General features: G+C 67.5%; 17 protein-coding genes and 1 tRNA gene. 10 read left to right on the top strand and 8 right to left on the bottom strand.

The window, feature by feature from the left end; genetic code table 11:
* Positions 1-32: 32 nt before the first annotated feature.
* Positions 33-2,060, bottom strand: a complete 2,028-nt coding sequence (locus RDCOP1_RS04290; RefSeq protein WP_072698751.1) for an ATP-dependent DNA helicase — start codon at positions 2,058-2,060, stop codon at positions 33-35.
* 110 nt (positions 2,061-2,170) lie between these two features.
* A complete protein-coding gene (locus tag RDCOP1_RS04285) occupies positions 2,171-3,502 on the bottom strand; it encodes a nicotinate phosphoribosyltransferase (protein ID WP_111731577.1) in 1,332 nt (443 codons plus the stop codon).
* A gap of 69 nt (positions 3,503-3,571) precedes the next feature.
* Here RDCOP1_RS04285 and clpS point away from each other — a divergent pair, with 69 nt between their 5' ends.
* The 7 genes from clpS (at position 3,572) to rdgB (ending at position 8,593) form a co-directional block, all read left to right on the top strand.
* Positions 3,572-3,907, top strand: coding sequence for an ATP-dependent Clp protease adapter ClpS (clpS, locus tag RDCOP1_RS04280; RefSeq protein ID WP_072698915.1), 336 nt, complete (start codon positions 3,572-3,574; stop codon positions 3,905-3,907).
* 81 nt (positions 3,908-3,988) lie between these two features.
* Positions 3,989-4,513: an oxidative stress transcriptional regulator AosR gene (gene aosR, locus RDCOP1_RS04275; RefSeq protein WP_239537408.1), complete on the top strand. Its 525-nt coding sequence runs from the start codon at positions 3,989-3,991 to the stop codon at positions 4,511-4,513.
* Positions 4,510-5,604, top strand: coding sequence for a P1 family peptidase (locus tag RDCOP1_RS04270; protein WP_072698749.1), 1,095 nt, complete (start codon positions 4,510-4,512; stop codon positions 5,602-5,604). The genes aosR and RDCOP1_RS04270 overlap by 4 nt, the downstream gene beginning before the upstream one ends.
* A 27-nt stretch (positions 5,605-5,631) precedes the next feature.
* Positions 5,632-6,258 (top strand): rhomboid family intramembrane serine protease, encoded by a 627-nt coding sequence (locus tag RDCOP1_RS04265; RefSeq protein ID WP_072698748.1) that lies wholly within the window; start codon positions 5,632-5,634, stop codon positions 6,256-6,258.
* A 131-nt stretch (positions 6,259-6,389) separates the two neighbouring features.
* Positions 6,390-7,151, top strand: a complete 762-nt coding sequence (locus RDCOP1_RS04260; protein WP_072698747.1) for a cyclic nucleotide-degrading phosphodiesterase — start codon at positions 6,390-6,392, stop codon at positions 7,149-7,151.
* 31 nt (positions 7,152-7,182) lie between these two features.
* The gene (gene rph, locus RDCOP1_RS04255) at positions 7,183-7,965 is read left to right on the top strand and encodes a ribonuclease PH (RefSeq protein ID WP_072698746.1); all 783 of its coding nucleotides are present in this window, start codon (positions 7,183-7,185) and stop codon (positions 7,963-7,965) included.
* A 1-nt stretch (position 7,966) separates the two neighbouring features.
* On the top strand, positions 7,967-8,593 hold the full coding sequence (gene rdgB, locus RDCOP1_RS04250; protein WP_072698745.1) for an RdgB/HAM1 family non-canonical purine NTP pyrophosphatase: 627 nt from the start codon (positions 7,967-7,969) through the stop codon (positions 8,591-8,593).
* A 131-nt stretch (positions 8,594-8,724) separates the two neighbouring features.
* Here rdgB and RDCOP1_RS04245 read toward each other — a convergent pair whose 3' ends face one another.
* Together RDCOP1_RS04245 and RDCOP1_RS04240 are read right to left on the bottom strand one after the other, a co-directional pair.
* The gene (locus RDCOP1_RS04245) at positions 8,725-9,183 is read right to left on the bottom strand and encodes an ATP-binding protein (protein WP_072698744.1); all 459 of its coding nucleotides are present in this window, start codon (positions 9,181-9,183) and stop codon (positions 8,725-8,727) included.
* Between the two features lie 24 nt (positions 9,184-9,207).
* The gene (locus tag RDCOP1_RS04240; RefSeq protein ID WP_084722347.1) at positions 9,208-9,570 is read right to left on the bottom strand and encodes an STAS domain-containing protein; all 363 of its coding nucleotides are present in this window, start codon (positions 9,568-9,570) and stop codon (positions 9,208-9,210) included.
* Between the two features lie 133 nt (positions 9,571-9,703).
* On the opposite strand from RDCOP1_RS04240, the gene RDCOP1_RS04235 reads away from it, so the two are divergent.
* From RDCOP1_RS04235 to RDCOP1_RS04225, 3 genes are read left to right on the top strand one after another with little or no spacing between them, the layout of a single operon-like run.
* Complete coding sequence (locus tag RDCOP1_RS04235; RefSeq protein ID WP_174555753.1) at positions 9,704-10,930, top strand: PP2C family protein-serine/threonine phosphatase; 1,227 nt, start codon at positions 9,704-9,706, stop codon at positions 10,928-10,930.
* A gap of 56 nt (positions 10,931-10,986) precedes the next feature.
* A complete protein-coding gene (locus RDCOP1_RS04230) occupies positions 10,987-12,573 on the top strand; it encodes a sensor histidine kinase (protein WP_072698741.1) in 1,587 nt (528 codons plus the stop codon).
* Positions 12,570-13,010, top strand: a complete 441-nt coding sequence (locus tag RDCOP1_RS04225) for a response regulator (RefSeq protein WP_072698740.1) — start codon at positions 12,570-12,572, stop codon at positions 13,008-13,010. The genes RDCOP1_RS04230 and RDCOP1_RS04225 overlap by 4 nt, the downstream gene beginning before the upstream one ends.
* Positions 13,011-13,094: 84 nt before the next feature.
* Here RDCOP1_RS04225 and RDCOP1_RS04220 read toward each other — a convergent pair whose 3' ends face one another.
* The 4 genes from RDCOP1_RS04220 to RDCOP1_RS04205 form a co-directional block, all read right to left on the bottom strand.
* On the bottom strand, positions 13,095-13,475 hold the full coding sequence (locus RDCOP1_RS04220; RefSeq protein WP_072698739.1) for a DUF3817 domain-containing protein: 381 nt from the start codon (positions 13,473-13,475) through the stop codon (positions 13,095-13,097).
* Entirely contained in the window at positions 13,472-13,888 is a 417-nt protein-coding gene (locus RDCOP1_RS04215) for a transcriptional regulator (protein WP_072698914.1), read from the bottom strand. Before RDCOP1_RS04215 ends, RDCOP1_RS04220 begins: the two co-directional genes overlap by 4 nt.
* 68 nt (positions 13,889-13,956) lie before the next feature.
* A tRNA-Leu gene (locus RDCOP1_RS04210) sits at positions 13,957-14,041 on the bottom strand.
* 17 nt (positions 14,042-14,058) lie between these two features.
* Positions 14,059-14,556 (bottom strand): HNH endonuclease, encoded by a 498-nt coding sequence (locus tag RDCOP1_RS04205; RefSeq protein ID WP_072698738.1) that lies wholly within the window; start codon positions 14,554-14,556, stop codon positions 14,059-14,061.
* Positions 14,557-14,737: the final 181 nt, after the last annotated feature.

Here is a 14,737-nt window from a genome sequence, read left to right as displayed (position 1 = left end):
GCGTTCCGTCGCGAACCGGATCCACCCGCAGGTCAGCCACGTAGGCGGGCCAATGCCTTGCGCACGATTTCGGGGTCGGTCGTCTCCCAGAACGGCGGCAGCGACGCGCGCAGGTAGCTGCCGTACCGGGCGGTCGCCAGCCGGGAATCGAGCACCGCGATCACGCCGCGGTCCTCGGTGCTGCGAAGCAGCCTGCCCACGCCCTGAGCGAGGAGCAACGCCGCGTGGTTCGCCGCGACCGCCATGAACCCGTTGCCGCCGCGGGCCTCGACCGCTCGCTGGCGGGCGACGAGCAGGGGATCGTCGGGCCGGGGAAACGGGATGCGGTCGATGATCACCAGAGACAGTGACGGTCCGGGCACGTCGACCCCCTGCCACAACGACAGCGTGCCGAACAGGCTCGTCGGTTCGTCGGCGGCGAACTTCTCGACCAGCGCGCCGGTCGCGTCGTCGCCTTGACACAAGATCGGGGTGTCCACACGTTCGCGCAAGGCCTCGGCGGCGGCCTTCGCCGCACGCATCGACGAGAACAGCCCGAGTGTGCGTCCGCCGGCAGCGGTGACCAGCTTCTCGATCTCGTCGAGATGGCTCGGCGGCATCCCGTCGCGGCCGGGCGGCGGCAGCTTCTTGGCGATGTAGAGGATGCCGGATTTCTCGTGGTCGAACGGCGATCCGACGTCGATGCCGTTCCATTTCAGGGTGCTCGTGTCCGAGGGCGGCTCCGCGCCGGAAGCCGCGGCGGTGTCGCTGCGGCTCGGAGACTGCGGGGGAAGCCCCCAGTCGACGGCGAGACCGTCGAACGAACCACCGACGGTCAAGGTCGCGGAGGTGAGGACGACCGTCGATTCGCCGAAGAGCTTCGAGCGCAGCAGACCGCCCACCGACAGCGGCGCCATCCGGACAGTGCGGCGGGCGACGCCGCGGAACTCGTCGGCCGCGAGCCAGACGACATCCTTGCGTTGCGACGGATCGGGCTCGTCGAAGGCCGTCAGGATGCGCACGGCGCAATCGTGGACGTCGTCGATCTCCGCGAGAGCCTGACTGCGAGCCGCGGCGGCCTCAGGATCCATGCCGGGTTTGGGCGACCCGATCGAGGTGTGCACCGCCCACGCGGCGTCGCGGATCGCGGCGAGTGCGGCACCCGCGCCGTCGGGCACCGCGTCCCACCGTCCGGGTGGAAGCTCGTCGAGCAGGGCATCCCAGTTTTCTGCGGCGCCCTCGAGCCGGTCGACTTCCTCGTCTCCCGCGAGCTTGAGGCACCGTCGCGCGGCAGCGGAGACGCTGCTGCCCGACAGTTCGGCGGTGGCGACCCCGGTGACCCGGTCGACGAGTTCGTGCGCCTCGTCGACGACCACCACGTCGTGCTCGGGGAGGATCTGGATGCCGGTGATCGCGTCGATGGCGAGGAGCGCGTGGTTGGTGACGACGACGTCGACCTGCGCCGCTTCCGCGCGCGCGATCTCGGCGAAGCAGTCCTCGCCCACCGGGCAGCGCGACTTGCCGAGACATTCGCGCGCGGTGACGCTGACCTGACGCCAGGCCTGGTCGGAAACGCCGGGGCTCAGGTCGTCGCGGTCGCCCGTATCCGTCTCGGAGGACCACTCGGTGACCCGGCGCACCTCACGTCCGATGCGCGAGAGCGCGAAGGCGTCGAACAGCCCGGTGTCCGGTGGTTCTTCCGCGAGACCGGTATGAATCTTGTTGAGGCACAGATAATTTCCGCGGCCTTTGAGGATCGCGAAACGTGGCCTGCGGCCCAGCGAATCGGTGAGCGCCTTTGCGAGCCGCGGAAGGTCGCGCTCGACGAGTTGTCGTTGCAGCGCGATGGTGGCAGTGGAGACGACGACGGTGCGGCCGGTGCGGACCGCGTACCGGATACTCGGAACGAGATATGCAAGCGACTTGCCGGTACCGGTGCCGGCCTGGACGGCCAGGTGCTCGCCGGTGTCGATGCTGTGTGCCACTGCCGACGCCATGGTCAGCTGGTTCCGTCGTTCCTTGCCGCCCAGCGCGTGTACCGCGGTTCGCAACAGCTCGGGCACTTCGGGAAGATCGGGCACCCGTCAAGGGTAGCGGGCAGCACCGTCAGGTTTCGGGTCCGGCCGACGCGGTCCGCGGCGATCCGGGACACGGCACCGTGCGTCCACCGGGCGCCGGTCCCGCGGGCTGGTTACCTCGCGCGAACGAACCGGGTCGGGATCGCGGGATCACCGGCCGACAACGTCATCCCCTCCCACGGCAGGCTCACCATGCCCCGGGAAAGGAAACGTCGGCTCTCCTCGAGCGTCGGAAGACCACCGACCGGGTCACCGTCGCGGACGAGAGGAACCATCAGGTCGTGCACGACCGATCCGTCACCGTCGGGGACCCGATCGAGGTCGGCCGGATAAACCACTTCCTCGACGAGTGTGCCGCTGCGACGCGCATACCGCACTGCCTTCTTCGCCCCGCCACGCGACTCCTTCGCGGCGCTGCGCTTCTCGACCGGAATACCCGCGACCTCGACGAGCTTGTAGACCATGCCCGCGGTGGGAGCTCCCGAGCCGGTCACCACCGACGTCCCGACGCCGTATGCGTCCACGGGCTCGGCGCGCAGGCCCGCGATTCCGTACTCGTCGAGATCGCCCGACATGACGATCTTGGTGCGGTTCGCGCCGAGGCCGTCGAGCTGACGGCGGACCTGCCGCGCGAGGACACCGAGATCACCGGAGTCGATGCGGACGGCGCCGAGACCGGGGCCCGCGACCTCGATCGCGGTGTTCACTCCGGCCGTGATGTCGTAGGTGTCGACCAGCAACGTGGTATCCACCCCGAGCGTCTCGACCTGGCTGCGGAAGGCCGACGCCTCGTCCCGGCCCGCGGACGTCGTGTGCAGCAGCGTGAACGCGTGCGCCGCGGTGCCCGCCGCGGGGATACCGAAGCGACGTGCCGCTTCCAGATTCGACGTCGAGTCGAAACCCGCGAGATACGCGGCGCGGGTCGCAGCGACCGCCGCTTCCTCGTGCGTGCGACGCGAGCCCATCTCGATCAGGGTGCGCCCGTCGGCGACGCTGACCATCCGTGCGGCCGCGGACGCCACCGCGCTGTCGTGGTTGAAGATCGACAGCACCAGCGTCTCGAGCAGCACGCATTCGGCGAACGTCCCGCTCACCGACAGGATCGGGGAGCCGGGGAAGTAGAAATCGCCTTCGCGATAACCGTCGATGTCGCCGGAGAAACGGAAGTTTCGCAGCCACTCGACGGTGCCGGGCGCCAGAAACCTCGACACCGATGCCAGTTCGCTCTCCCCGAAGGTGAACGTCGCGAGGGCGTCGATGAGGCGGCCGGTACCGGCGACCACGCCGTACCGGCGACCGCTGGGTAGGCGCCGGGCGAACACCTCGAATACGCAGGGGCGATCACCCGACCCGTCGGCCAGTGCGGCTTCGAGCATCGTCAGTTCGTATTTGTCGGTGAACAGTGCGGTGCTGCCGGGAATCACAGCGGAGGTGGCTTCGGACACTCGAATACTGTAGATCGAGGGCCGGTGGGCGGGTTTTTCGACGCGCGCCGACGTCGTACCCTGGACCTTATGGTGCCGGGGTCCACGACAGATGAGTTCGACGTCCGCATGATGGCAGCGGGCCAGGCCGTCCCGGCCGAGGCCGAGGCGGTCGAGGGGGCCGCGGCCGTCGACCGGCCATGGGTCACCGTGGTCTGGGACGACCCGGTCAATCTGATGCACTACGTGACGTTCATATTCCAGAAGCTGTTCGGGTACAGCAAGGCCAAAGCCACCGAACTGATGCTCGAAGTCCACAACGAGGGCAAGGCCGTCGTCTCGAGTGGCACGCGTGACAAGATGGAGCACGATGTAGAGCGTCTCCATGCCGCCGGTTTGTGGGCGACCATGCAACGGGACGAATGACCCCACCCACAGGAGGACCCGACCGACGTGCGGCCGTGGATCAGGAAGAACTCGCTCAGCGGACCGAAACTTCGCTCGGAGATGGACGCCCACGAGGCGTCGGTCCTGAGGTCTTTGGTCGCATCCGTGCTGGGCATGCTCGAGGATCGCGCCGGCCAGGCGCCGCAGGACGATCTGGCCCAGCTGACCGGACTGCGCACCGGTAACGCCACCCCGCCGGACATCCCGGCCGTGCGGCGACTGCTTCCCGACTTCCATCGCCCCGACCCGGACGCGGCCACGAACGCCGACGACGAGTCCGCCGACCTCAACGGCGCGATGCGCAGCCTCCACGAGCCCAGCATCATCGATGCGAAACTCGCCGCCGGGGCGATGATCCTGCGCACCGTGCCCGAGTCCGGCGGCCGCGTCGTCCTGACTCCCGAGCAGGCCGAAGCGTGGCTGTACGGACTCAACGACGTCCGCCTTGCGCTCGGCGCGACCCTCGACATCGACGACGACACACCCGAGACTCTCGACGACGACGATCCGCGCGCCCCGCATCTCGACGTCTACCACTGGCTCACGTGGGTGCAGGATTCGCTGGTACAGGCCCTCCAGCCGTGACGGTCGCCGGGCCGACCGACTCCATCCTCGATGTGCCCGGTCTGCGCGTCGGGCACTGGCAGGCCCTCGACGCCGACGTTCGTCTCGCGCACGACGGCGTCCCCGGACACGGATCCGCCACCGGATGCACCGTCGTCCTCGCCGAGTCCTCAGCGGTAGCGTCCGTCGACGTACGCGGCGGGGGGCCGGGCACGCGGGAAACCGACCTGCTCGACCCGAGCCATTCGGTGCAGCGCGTCGACGCGGTGCTGCTCACCGGCGGTAGCGCCTACGGGCTCGCCGCCGCAGACGGCGTCATGCGATTCCTGGAAGAGCGTGGCCGCGGCATTCCCATGGGTGCGCCCGGCGCCGTCGTGCCGATCGTCCCGGGTGCGGTGATCTTCGATCTCCCGGTCGGGGCATGGGACGTGCGACCGGATGCCGCCGCAGGGTATGCGGCGGCTGCCGCCGCCGGCGACACCTCGCTCGCGCGCGGATCCGTCGGCGCCGGAACCGGCGCCCGGGCGGGGGTTCTCAAAGGGGGAATCGGCTCGGCAAGCGTGCGGATCACCGACGGACCCGCCGCGGGAGTGACGGTGGCCGCGCTCATGGTCGCTAACCCCGTCGGTTCGGTGACAGATCCCGAAACCGGCCTGCCCTGGGGGTTGGGATACGCCCGCGCCGCAGAACTGGGAATGTCGACGCCCATCGCGTCCGAAGTCGCCGCGGCGCGCGCCCTCGGCGAAAAGGGAACCGTCCTGAACACCACCATCGGGGTGGTAGCGACCGACGCGCCGCTGTCGAAGGTGGCGTGCCGGCGGATGGCGGTCGCCGGTCACGACGGACTCGCCCGCGCCGTACGGCCCGCCCACTCCCCGCTCGACGGCGACACGATCTTCGGCCTCGCCACCGGCACAGCCCACCTTCCCGACGGCCCCGGCATACCGGATGCCTTCGATCCGGGCCTGCCCGTCCTCGCCGCGGTGGGGGTCGCCGCCGCGGAGGCCGTCGAGCGAGCGATCGTCGATGCGGTCCTCGCGGCGACCGGCGTCGCCGGAATCCCGTCCTACCGCGAGGTCTTTCCGTCCGCATTCCGCTCGCCGACGACCTGATCCCGCCCAGAAGGCCACAATGGAGCAATGACCATCCCGACCGGTAACGGCACCGGCTCCACGCACAGGCCGATCTGGCAGCGCGCCGCGCTCTGGACCGGTGGGTTCCTCGTCCTCCTCTACGGGATCGAAGCGGCGGACACTGTCCTTCCCGCAGACCTCGACGCCGCGGGTGTGGAACCTCGCACCGGCGACGGATTGTGGGGGATCCTGTTCGCGCCGCTCCTGCACGCAGACTGGGCACACCTGACGGCCAACACCGTTCCCGCGCTCGTGCTCGGATTCCTCGTCATGCTCTCCGGCATCGGGCGGGGCATCGCGGCCACGGCGATCATCTGGCTCGTCGGTGGCATCGGCACGTGGCTGTTCGCCGGGACCGGCGAGAACCACATCGGCGCCTCGACGCTGATCTTCGGCTGGCTCACCTACCTGATCGTGCGCGGAATCTTCACGCGCAAAGCGGGGCAGATCCTTCTCGGCATCGTCGTCCTGTTCGTGTACGGCGGGATGCTGTGGGGAGTCCTCCCGAGTCAGCCCTGGATCTCGTGGCAAGGTCACCTGTTCGGGGCGCTCGGCGGCATCCTCGCTGCCTGGGTCCTGTCCTCAGGCGCTCGGGCCACACGGCGCACGACGACCGCGCCTTCGCTACGCTGAGCGGAAACCAGGTCCCGCGTGCGCCGTCCACTCCGGGCCCGCACGTCACAGCTTTGTCGCAACTGTGAGTCTGCGCGTGAAATGTCGCGTTGGCTTCATCATGGGGCCTCCGGCATGGCAGCATGACGTGTATGCGCATGACCGTTCTGGGGTGCTCCGGCAGTGTGGCCGGGCCGGATTCCGCCGCATCCGGATACCTGTTGACCGCGCCCGACACCCCGCCTCTGGTCATCGATTTCGGTCCCGGCGTCCTCGGCGCCCTGCAGCGCCATGCGGATCCCGGTGAAGTCTCCGTCCTGTTGTCGCATCTGCATGCCGACCACTGCCTCGATCTGCCCGGTCTGCTGGTGTGGCGCCGGTATTCGCCGAACCCTCCCGTCGTCCGCACCCTGGCGTACGGCCCCAGTGGGACGGCGCAACGGATCGGCGCAGCGTCCGCCGAAGCCCCCGGCGAAACGGACGATGTGAGCGACACCCTCGATGTGCGCACCATCGTCGAAGGCGAGCCGATCCGGTTCGGCACGCTCGAGATCACTCCGGCGAGGATGCAGCATCCGCCGGAGGCCTACGGATTCCGGGTCACGAGTGATTCCGGGCGCACGCTCGTCTACACGGGTGACACCGGCATGTGTGATGCGGTGGTCGATCTCGCGCGCGGCGCCGACGTGCTGCTCTCGGAAGCATCCTGGACGCATTCTCCGGGGGAGCGCCCCGAAGGAATCCATCTGTCCGGCACCGAAGCCGGACAGATCGCGACCCGAGCGGGTGTCGGAGAACTGCTCCTGACTCACATTCCGCCCTGGACTTCGCGTGAGGACGTCATCGCCGAGGCGAAGGCCGAGTACTCCGGCCCGGTCCACGCGGTGTCCGCCGGCGACGTCTACCGCATCTGAGACCGCCTCGGCCATCGCCTAGGCTCGGTGCGTGACCACACGAGAAGACGGCAGGGCGGACGACCAACTCCGCAACATCCGCATCACCCGAGGATTCACCAACCATCCGGCCGGGTCGGTACTCGTCGAGTTCGGGCAGACCCGCGTGATGTGTACGGCGAGCGTCGAAGAAGGCGTGCCTCGCTGGCGGAAAGGCTCCGGGCTCGGTTGGGTCACCGCGGAGTACGCGATGCTTCCCGCCGCCACCCATACCCGCAGCGGACGCGAATCCGTCAAGGGCAAGCTCGGTGGCCGGACCCAGGAGATCAGCCGCCTGGTGGGCCGCTCCCTCCGCGCGTGCATCGATCTCGCCGCGATCGGCGAGAACACCATCGCCATCGACTGCGACGTGTTGCAGGCGGACGGAGGAACTCGCACAGCTGCCGTCACCGGCGCGTACGTCGCGCTGAGCGACGCCGTGACTTGGCTCCGCGCTGCGGGCCGCCTCGCCGATCCCCAGCCGATCTCGTGCCAGGTCGCCGCGGTGAGCGTCGGAGTGGTCGACGGGCGCGTTCGCCTCGACCTGCCGTACGAGGAGGACGTCCGGGCGGAGGTCGACATGAACGTCGTCGCCACCGACACCGGCACGCTCGTGGAGGTCCAGGGCACCGGCGAAGGCGCGACCTTCCCGCGTACGACGCTCGACAAGCTGCTCGACTCGGCGCTCGCCGGCATCGACGAACTCTGCCGGATCCAGCGCGAGGTTCTCGCTCAGCCCTATCCGGGTGTTCTTCCCGCGGTCGCCGACCACGGGAAGAAGAAGTTCGGAGTCTGACATGACCGTGCGAGTACTCGTCGCAAGCCGTAACGCGAAGAAACTCCGGGAACTGCAGCGGGTGCTCGACAGCGCCGGCATCGACGGAATCGAGCTGGTCGGCCTAGATCAGGTTCCCCCGTTCCCGGAAGCACCCGAAACCGGAGCAACCTTCGAACAGAACGCGGCGGCGAAGGCGCGGGACGGCGCGGCCGCTACCGGGATGCCCTGCATCGCCGACGACTCCGGACTCGAAGTGGACGCCCTGCGCGGAATGCCCGGGGTCCTGTCGGCCCGGTGGAGCGGACGGCACGGCGACGACGCCGCCAACACGGCGCTACTTCTCGGCCAGCTACAGGACGTCCCCGAGGACCGGCGCGGCGCAGCTTTCGTCTCCGCATGCGCGCTCGCGTTCCCGTCGCAGGACGGTGAGACCGAAGTGACGGTCGTGCGGGGGGAGTGGCGAGGCCACATCGTGCGTGAACCGCGCGGAGCGAACGGCTTCGGGTACGACCCGGTATTCCAGCCTGAAGGGGAGGAGCGCACCGCGGCGGAACTCACGGCGGAGGAGAAGGACGCTTCGTCGCATCGGGGTCGTGCGCTCGCGCAACTCGTCCCCGTGCTCGCTGCGCTCGCCGCGTCCGGTTAGCGACGGCTTGCGGGCGCGTTCGGACCGGCACTCGCGCTGCGTGCAGACGGTGGACACCGAACCTGCCCGACACTCGAGCAGGACAGCTGTCAGGGCTCGATCAGGGGTGGTGGACGAAGGCACCTCGGACGTCAGACGACGTCCGAGGTGCCCTTCTCGTCCAAGGACCACCGCATGTCGACCACAGTGCCACCCGGTTCCCGCTCGACCACCATGTCGGTGGTCAGGTTTCGGATCAGCGTCAATCCGTGGCCGCGGGAACGCCGAGATTCGTCGTCTTGTGCGTCGTGCCACACCCCGTGATCGGAGACGCGCACGTGTAGTTGCCCCTCGGCGCGGTGATAGGTCGCTTCGAAATCGAGTGTTGCGTCCGGGTCGGACGGGGCATACGCGTGCTCGACCGCATTGGCCAGCGCTTCGTAGCTGGCCAGGAGGATGTCCTGACGACGGTCGTCGTCGAGGGGGAGGTCGGCCAACCAGCGCCGCATTGTGCCACGCAGAAGCGCGATCTCGGATGGATCGGCCCGCACACCCCGATGGCTGATGCCCTCGGGGGTGAACGATGCGGGCTCGTCAAAGGCGGACGACATGGGTTCCTCGGTTCGTCGATGCTGTTACGCCTGCGGTGAGGAGTCCTCCGCCCCACCGGCGAGCGCGCCGACTGCGTCGGCGAGGCGAGGATGAACTGCCAGCACCTCGCCGAGACCGAGCAGTTCCAGCGGACGGGCGGTCGCGCTGCCGTGTGCGACCACCGCGAAACGGCGGTCGTCACCGGCACGCTTGGACAGTTCGACCAACAGGGCGATGCCCATTGATGCCAGGAAGTCGACTGCGGTGAGGTCGACGACCAGTGCTGTCGCGTCGGTATCGAGGAGGGTGAGCGCCTGCTCTTCCAGCAGGGGGGCACTCGTCATATCGACCTCTCCGCTGACCGAGAGGATAGCGACGGAACCCTCTCTCGACGCCGAAAGAGTCATATGAGGATGCGCGGTAAGTGGATCGTTCACCGCCCTATCATGCAAGATCGCGCCGACAGATGCGAGAAACAGGTTGAAGATTACGCCGTCCCAGCCGTCGGGACCGACCCAAACGGGTGTCTGTATTGTTCGAATGCAGCAGGGAAGGACGACCAACGTGGACGTGTACCGACCGGATGACTCGACGTACCATCCGTCGCTACTCCTCATCGAGGACGACCCTGGCGACGCGTTGCTCGTAGAGGAACTGGTTGCCGACAGCGCCCCCGAGATGAAGGTTGTTTGGGTCCAGTCGCTCGCCGCGGCGCGCGAGGAATTCGCCGTCCGGATGCCGGATTGCGTGCTGCTCGATCTCCACCTCCCCGATGCCAGCGGCCTCGAAGCCGTCGCCAAGGTCAAGGAAGTCGCCGAATCGGTTCCGATCGTCGTACTCACCGGCTTGGCCGAGGAACAGACCGGGCTCGCGGCGCTGTCGGTCGGTGCGCAGGACTACCTGGTCAAGGGACGTGTCGAGCCCGATTTGTTCGGCCGCGCCGTCCGGTATGCGATCCAGCGAAAACAAGCGGAACAGGCCGCGTCGGCGCTGCAGGCCGGTCAACTTCGCGCCCAGGAGAACGCTCGCCTCGAGCGAGGATTGCTGCCGTCCCCGCTGTTGAAGCCCGATGCGGGTTTCGACGTCGTCGCCCGGTACCGGCCCGGCCGCACCTCGGCGCTGCTCGGTGGTGACTTCTACGATGTCGTCCAGACCGAGGACGGCACCGTGCACGTCCTCATCGGCGACGTCTCCGGACACGGGCCGGACGAGGCCGCACTCGGGGTCGGGCTGCGCATCGCGTGGCGCACTCTCGTGCTTACCGGAGTCACGGGACCGCGCCGGCTGCACAAGCTCGAGGAGATCCTCGTCGCCGAACGGGCGGGGAACCGGATCTTCGCCTCTGTGACCAACCTCTCGATGTCGGCCGATCGCCGGACCGTGCAAGTCATGCGAGCGGGACACCCGGGTCTGCTGCTCCGAAACGGCAGTAGCGTGGATTGGCTGGAGGCGCCGGGAGGGCCGGCGCTCGGCCTCGTGCCGAGTCTCTCGACCTGGCCGGTGCACGAGATCACCTTGCCGGCCGGTGCTGCGCTCGTCCTGTTCACCGACGGACTGTTCGAGGGGCATCGCGGCGAAGGACGAGAACGTCTCGGAGAGGAGGGCCTGCTTGCTCTGGCACGGGCCTGCGCAGACCTCGAACCCAACGATTTCACCGACTCCCTCATTGCACGTGCGGAAGAACTCGCCGAGAGCAACGGCGGACTGTCCGACGACGTGGCAGTGGTGTACGTGCAATGGAAGAAGGAAGTGACCGCACCCGCATGACGAAAACCGACACCCGGGAGTCCGAGACAGGGCCGGCTACCAGCGCCGGGGCCTCCATGGTGAGCCACGACCGCGGACCCACAGTGCAGGGCTGGTTCCTGATCGTGCTGAGTGTCATGGGGGTGCTGGTCGTGATCGGCACCCTGGTCGGCAGCCACTACCTGCGCGAGACCACCAACATGTCGGACTACGTGCGGGACCGCATCCAGCCCGCCCGCGTCGAGGCATACAGGCTGCAAGCCGCGCTGGTGAACCAGGAAACCGGGGCGCGGGGCTACATCCTCGCCGCCGATCCCGCGTTCCTTCAGCCCTACGAGGACGGCCGCCTGGACGAGCAGGAGGCAGCCGAGTCGCTGCGGGAACTGGTTGCCGGTGAGGACGAGCTCATCGCCGACCTCGATGCGGTCGAAGCGGCGGCGGAGGAATGGCGTCGCGTCTACGCCGCACCGCTCGTGTCGAGCGTGGTTCCGGGCAACCCTCAGCCCGTCGATCCGGTTGTGGTCGAAGCCGGTCGCGTGGCGTTCGACCGGCTGAGAGTGCTCTTCGACGTCCAGAACGCAGGTCTGCTCGACGCCCGCGAAGAGGGAATCGAAGAACTCGAAGAGGTCCGGACGAACCGCGACACCATCTTCGCGTCGATGGTCGCGGTCTTCCTGCTCACCGGAGTGGGAATGGCATTCCTCGTCCAGATGATCGTGGTCCGGCCGCTGGCGCGCCTACGCGAAGCGACGCGGAAGGTCGTCGCGCGCGAAGAATTCGGCCACCACATCACGCCGGAGGGCCCGGCCGACATCCGTGCGCTCGGACAGGACGTCGAGAACATGCGCGAGCGGATCGTCCGCGAACTCGAGGTGTCGCGCGAACGGCACGCAAGGCTGGAAAGCCAGGCGATCGACCTCCAGCGGTCCAACGCAGAACTCGAGCAATTCGCATACGTCGCTTCGCACGACCTGCAGGAGCCGTTGCGCAAGGTGGCGTCGTTCTGCCAGCTACTCGAAAAACGGTACGGCGACAAGCTGGACGAGCGCGGGGCGCAGTACATCGCGTTCGCGGTGGACGGCGCCAAGCGCATGCAGGTCCTCATCAACGATCTGCTCACGTTCTCCCGGGTCGGACGCGTGAGCGACAACCACGTCCGGGTGGCGCTCGCTCCGACGCTCGATGCCGCCCTCACAAACCTCGAGCAGGCGATCGAGGAGTCCGAGGTCGTCATCGAACGACCGGACTCGCTACCGGAGGTCGTGGGGGACCCCACGCTGCTCGTGATGTTGTGGCAGAACCTGCTGGGGAACGCCATCAAATTCCGTCATCCGGACCGCCCGATCACGATCCGGATCGCGTGTGAGGAAGCTCGCGAAGGCGACGAAGCGGTGTGGCAGTTCGCAGTACAGGACACCGGCATCGGCATCGCCCCGGAGTTCTCCGACAAGGTCTTCGTCATCTTCCAGCGCTTGCACGGACGTGACGTCTATACCGGCACCGGTATCGGCCTTGCGATCTGCCGCAAGATCGTCGAATACCACGGCGGGGAGATCTGGCTCGACCCCGAGTACAAGGGCGGTGCCCGGTTCTGCTTTACCATTCCCGTTGTGGGTGACAACGAGCCTGCACAAAACGAGGCTCTGGAAGGAGCATCCGCATGACCGTTCCCGGTGAACCGATCGACGTCCTCCTGGTGGAAGACGATCCCGGTGACGAGCTTATGACACGCGAGGCGTTCGAAGACAACAAGATCGGTAACACGCTGCACGTAGTTCGCGACGGCGAGGAAGCACTCGACTTCCTGTACCGGCGTGGAGCTCACGAAGGTGCGCCCCGGCCAGACCTCATTCTCCTCGATCTCAACCTGCCCAAGTACGACGGACGGCAGGTGCTCGAGAAGATCAAGTCCGACGCCGACCTCACCGACATCCCCGTCGTGGTGCTCACCACGTCCGCTGCCGAGGAGGACATCCTCCGGAGCTACAAGCTGCACGCGAACGCGTATGTCACCAAGCCTGTCGACCTCGACCAGTTCATCCGGGCGGTCCGGCAGATCGACGAGTTCTTCGTCCAGGTGGTGCGTCTGCCGCGGCGCTGAGCGCCCACGAACGCGAATCGGGTGGATGCGACCGGATCTCTCCGGATCGCATCCACCCGATCGTCGTAGTGGGGAGGTGCCGGGTCAGACCCCGAAGTCTGCCTTCACCTGCTGAGTGCGCTTGTGCTCGACATAGAACGACAGGAACGGGATCGTGCCGGCTAGCAGCGTGCCCACGGTCTTTCCGACGGGCCAGCGGACCTTGATCGACAGGTCGAAGGTCAGCACGAGGTAGATGGCGTACACCCACCCGTGCACGATCGCGATCCATGCGGGCACGTTCTCGATGCCGATGATGTACTTGGCGACCATCTCACCGGTGAGGATGAGCAGCCAGATACCGGTGGCGTACGCGAGCACCCGGTAACGCAGCAGGGCGGAACCGATCTTCTTGCGATCGGCGTCACTGATCACGCGCTTCGTGGCGGTGGTGCCGCCTGGCGCCTGCTCGGGTGTGGTGCTCACTGCGTGCTCCTATCGGACCTCCGCGCCAGCTGCGCGAGGTACTCGTTGTACTCCTGGGTCTGTCGTGCCTCAGGATCGTCGGCCTCTTCTGCCAGCGCTTCGGCCACCGTGCGGGGGCGCGTCGGGAGAAGATCCGCGGGGATCTCGGTCGGCTCCGTCGACTCCGACGGGCGCGGGGCGCCGGTGGCTTCGGCTTCGGCTTCTTCCGCTTCGAGTTTGACGAAGCGGCGGTAGGCGTACACGCAGAAGAAGGCGAAGGCCGGCCACTGGAATGCGTAACCGAGATTCTGGTAGTTGCCGCCGGCTTCCTCGAAGCGCATCCACTGCCAGTAGCCGAGCCCCAGGCATCCGGCTGCAGCTACGAGAACCAGGACAACCAGGGCCAACCTGCGGGGTGGTCGATGCTCGGACACGCTGTCGACGGTACCCGAGCGGTGCACCGACCTGCCAAGACGGTCGATGCACCGTGGGTGATCTCACGTGGTGCGCGAGGGGGGACTCGAACCCCCACGTCCGAAGACACGGGTACCTAAAACCCGGGCGTCTGCCAATTCCGCCACTCGCGCTTCACGGACACAATACGTTACGGCCTTTCACCTGCCGACTCGCAGCCGAGCCTGTGCCTGCCGGCCCAGGTCGGTGTCTGGCTGTGGCAGTTCGGACAGAGAAATCGCACGTTGCCGGGGCGGGAGTCGTTGGGGTTCCCGTCGATGTGATCGACGTGGAAGATCAGAGCCTGTCCGGCCCAGATCGGCCCGGTCCCGCAGAGCGCGCAGAGATGGTCGCGCCCGGTCTCGAGGAGGGCGCGCCGAAGCAGATGGGGCTTCACACGAGGTGCCCCGCGCGGGCGTTCGGTGAGGATCGCCGTCCAATGGTGTCGTCCCGCTCCGCCACTGGGCAGACGTGGCCTGCCGGTGAAGTGAGAGGTGTCGATGCCCAGCGCCTTGATTCTGCGGCCCAGATGGGTGTGATGCCCGCCGTTGGGTTTGAGTCCGAAGTACCTCATGACCTCCGCGACGTTGGTCGACTGTCGCACCGCCTCTTCCAGTAGCTCCTTCGTGTACTTGGCCGGTCGTGCCATGTGCGCCCCCTGTTTACGAACGTATGTTCGATTTGGTGCCGAGGCTAGCGGCACGGACCGACACGGTTGTCGTCTCGACGCACGAGTTCGATCTCTCGTCAAGATGATAACGATTCGATAACGATAAAACGTGAGGGTTCCTCGGGTTATCGGACGTCCACGCAATGACGCGGCCAGCGGC

The organism is Rhodococcus coprophilus NBRC 100603, from assembly GCF_001895045.1.
Lineage (GTDB): Bacteria > Actinomycetota > Actinomycetes > Mycobacteriales > Mycobacteriaceae > Rhodococcus > Rhodococcus coprophilus.
This window is presented reverse-complemented; position numbering and strand designations above follow the sequence as displayed.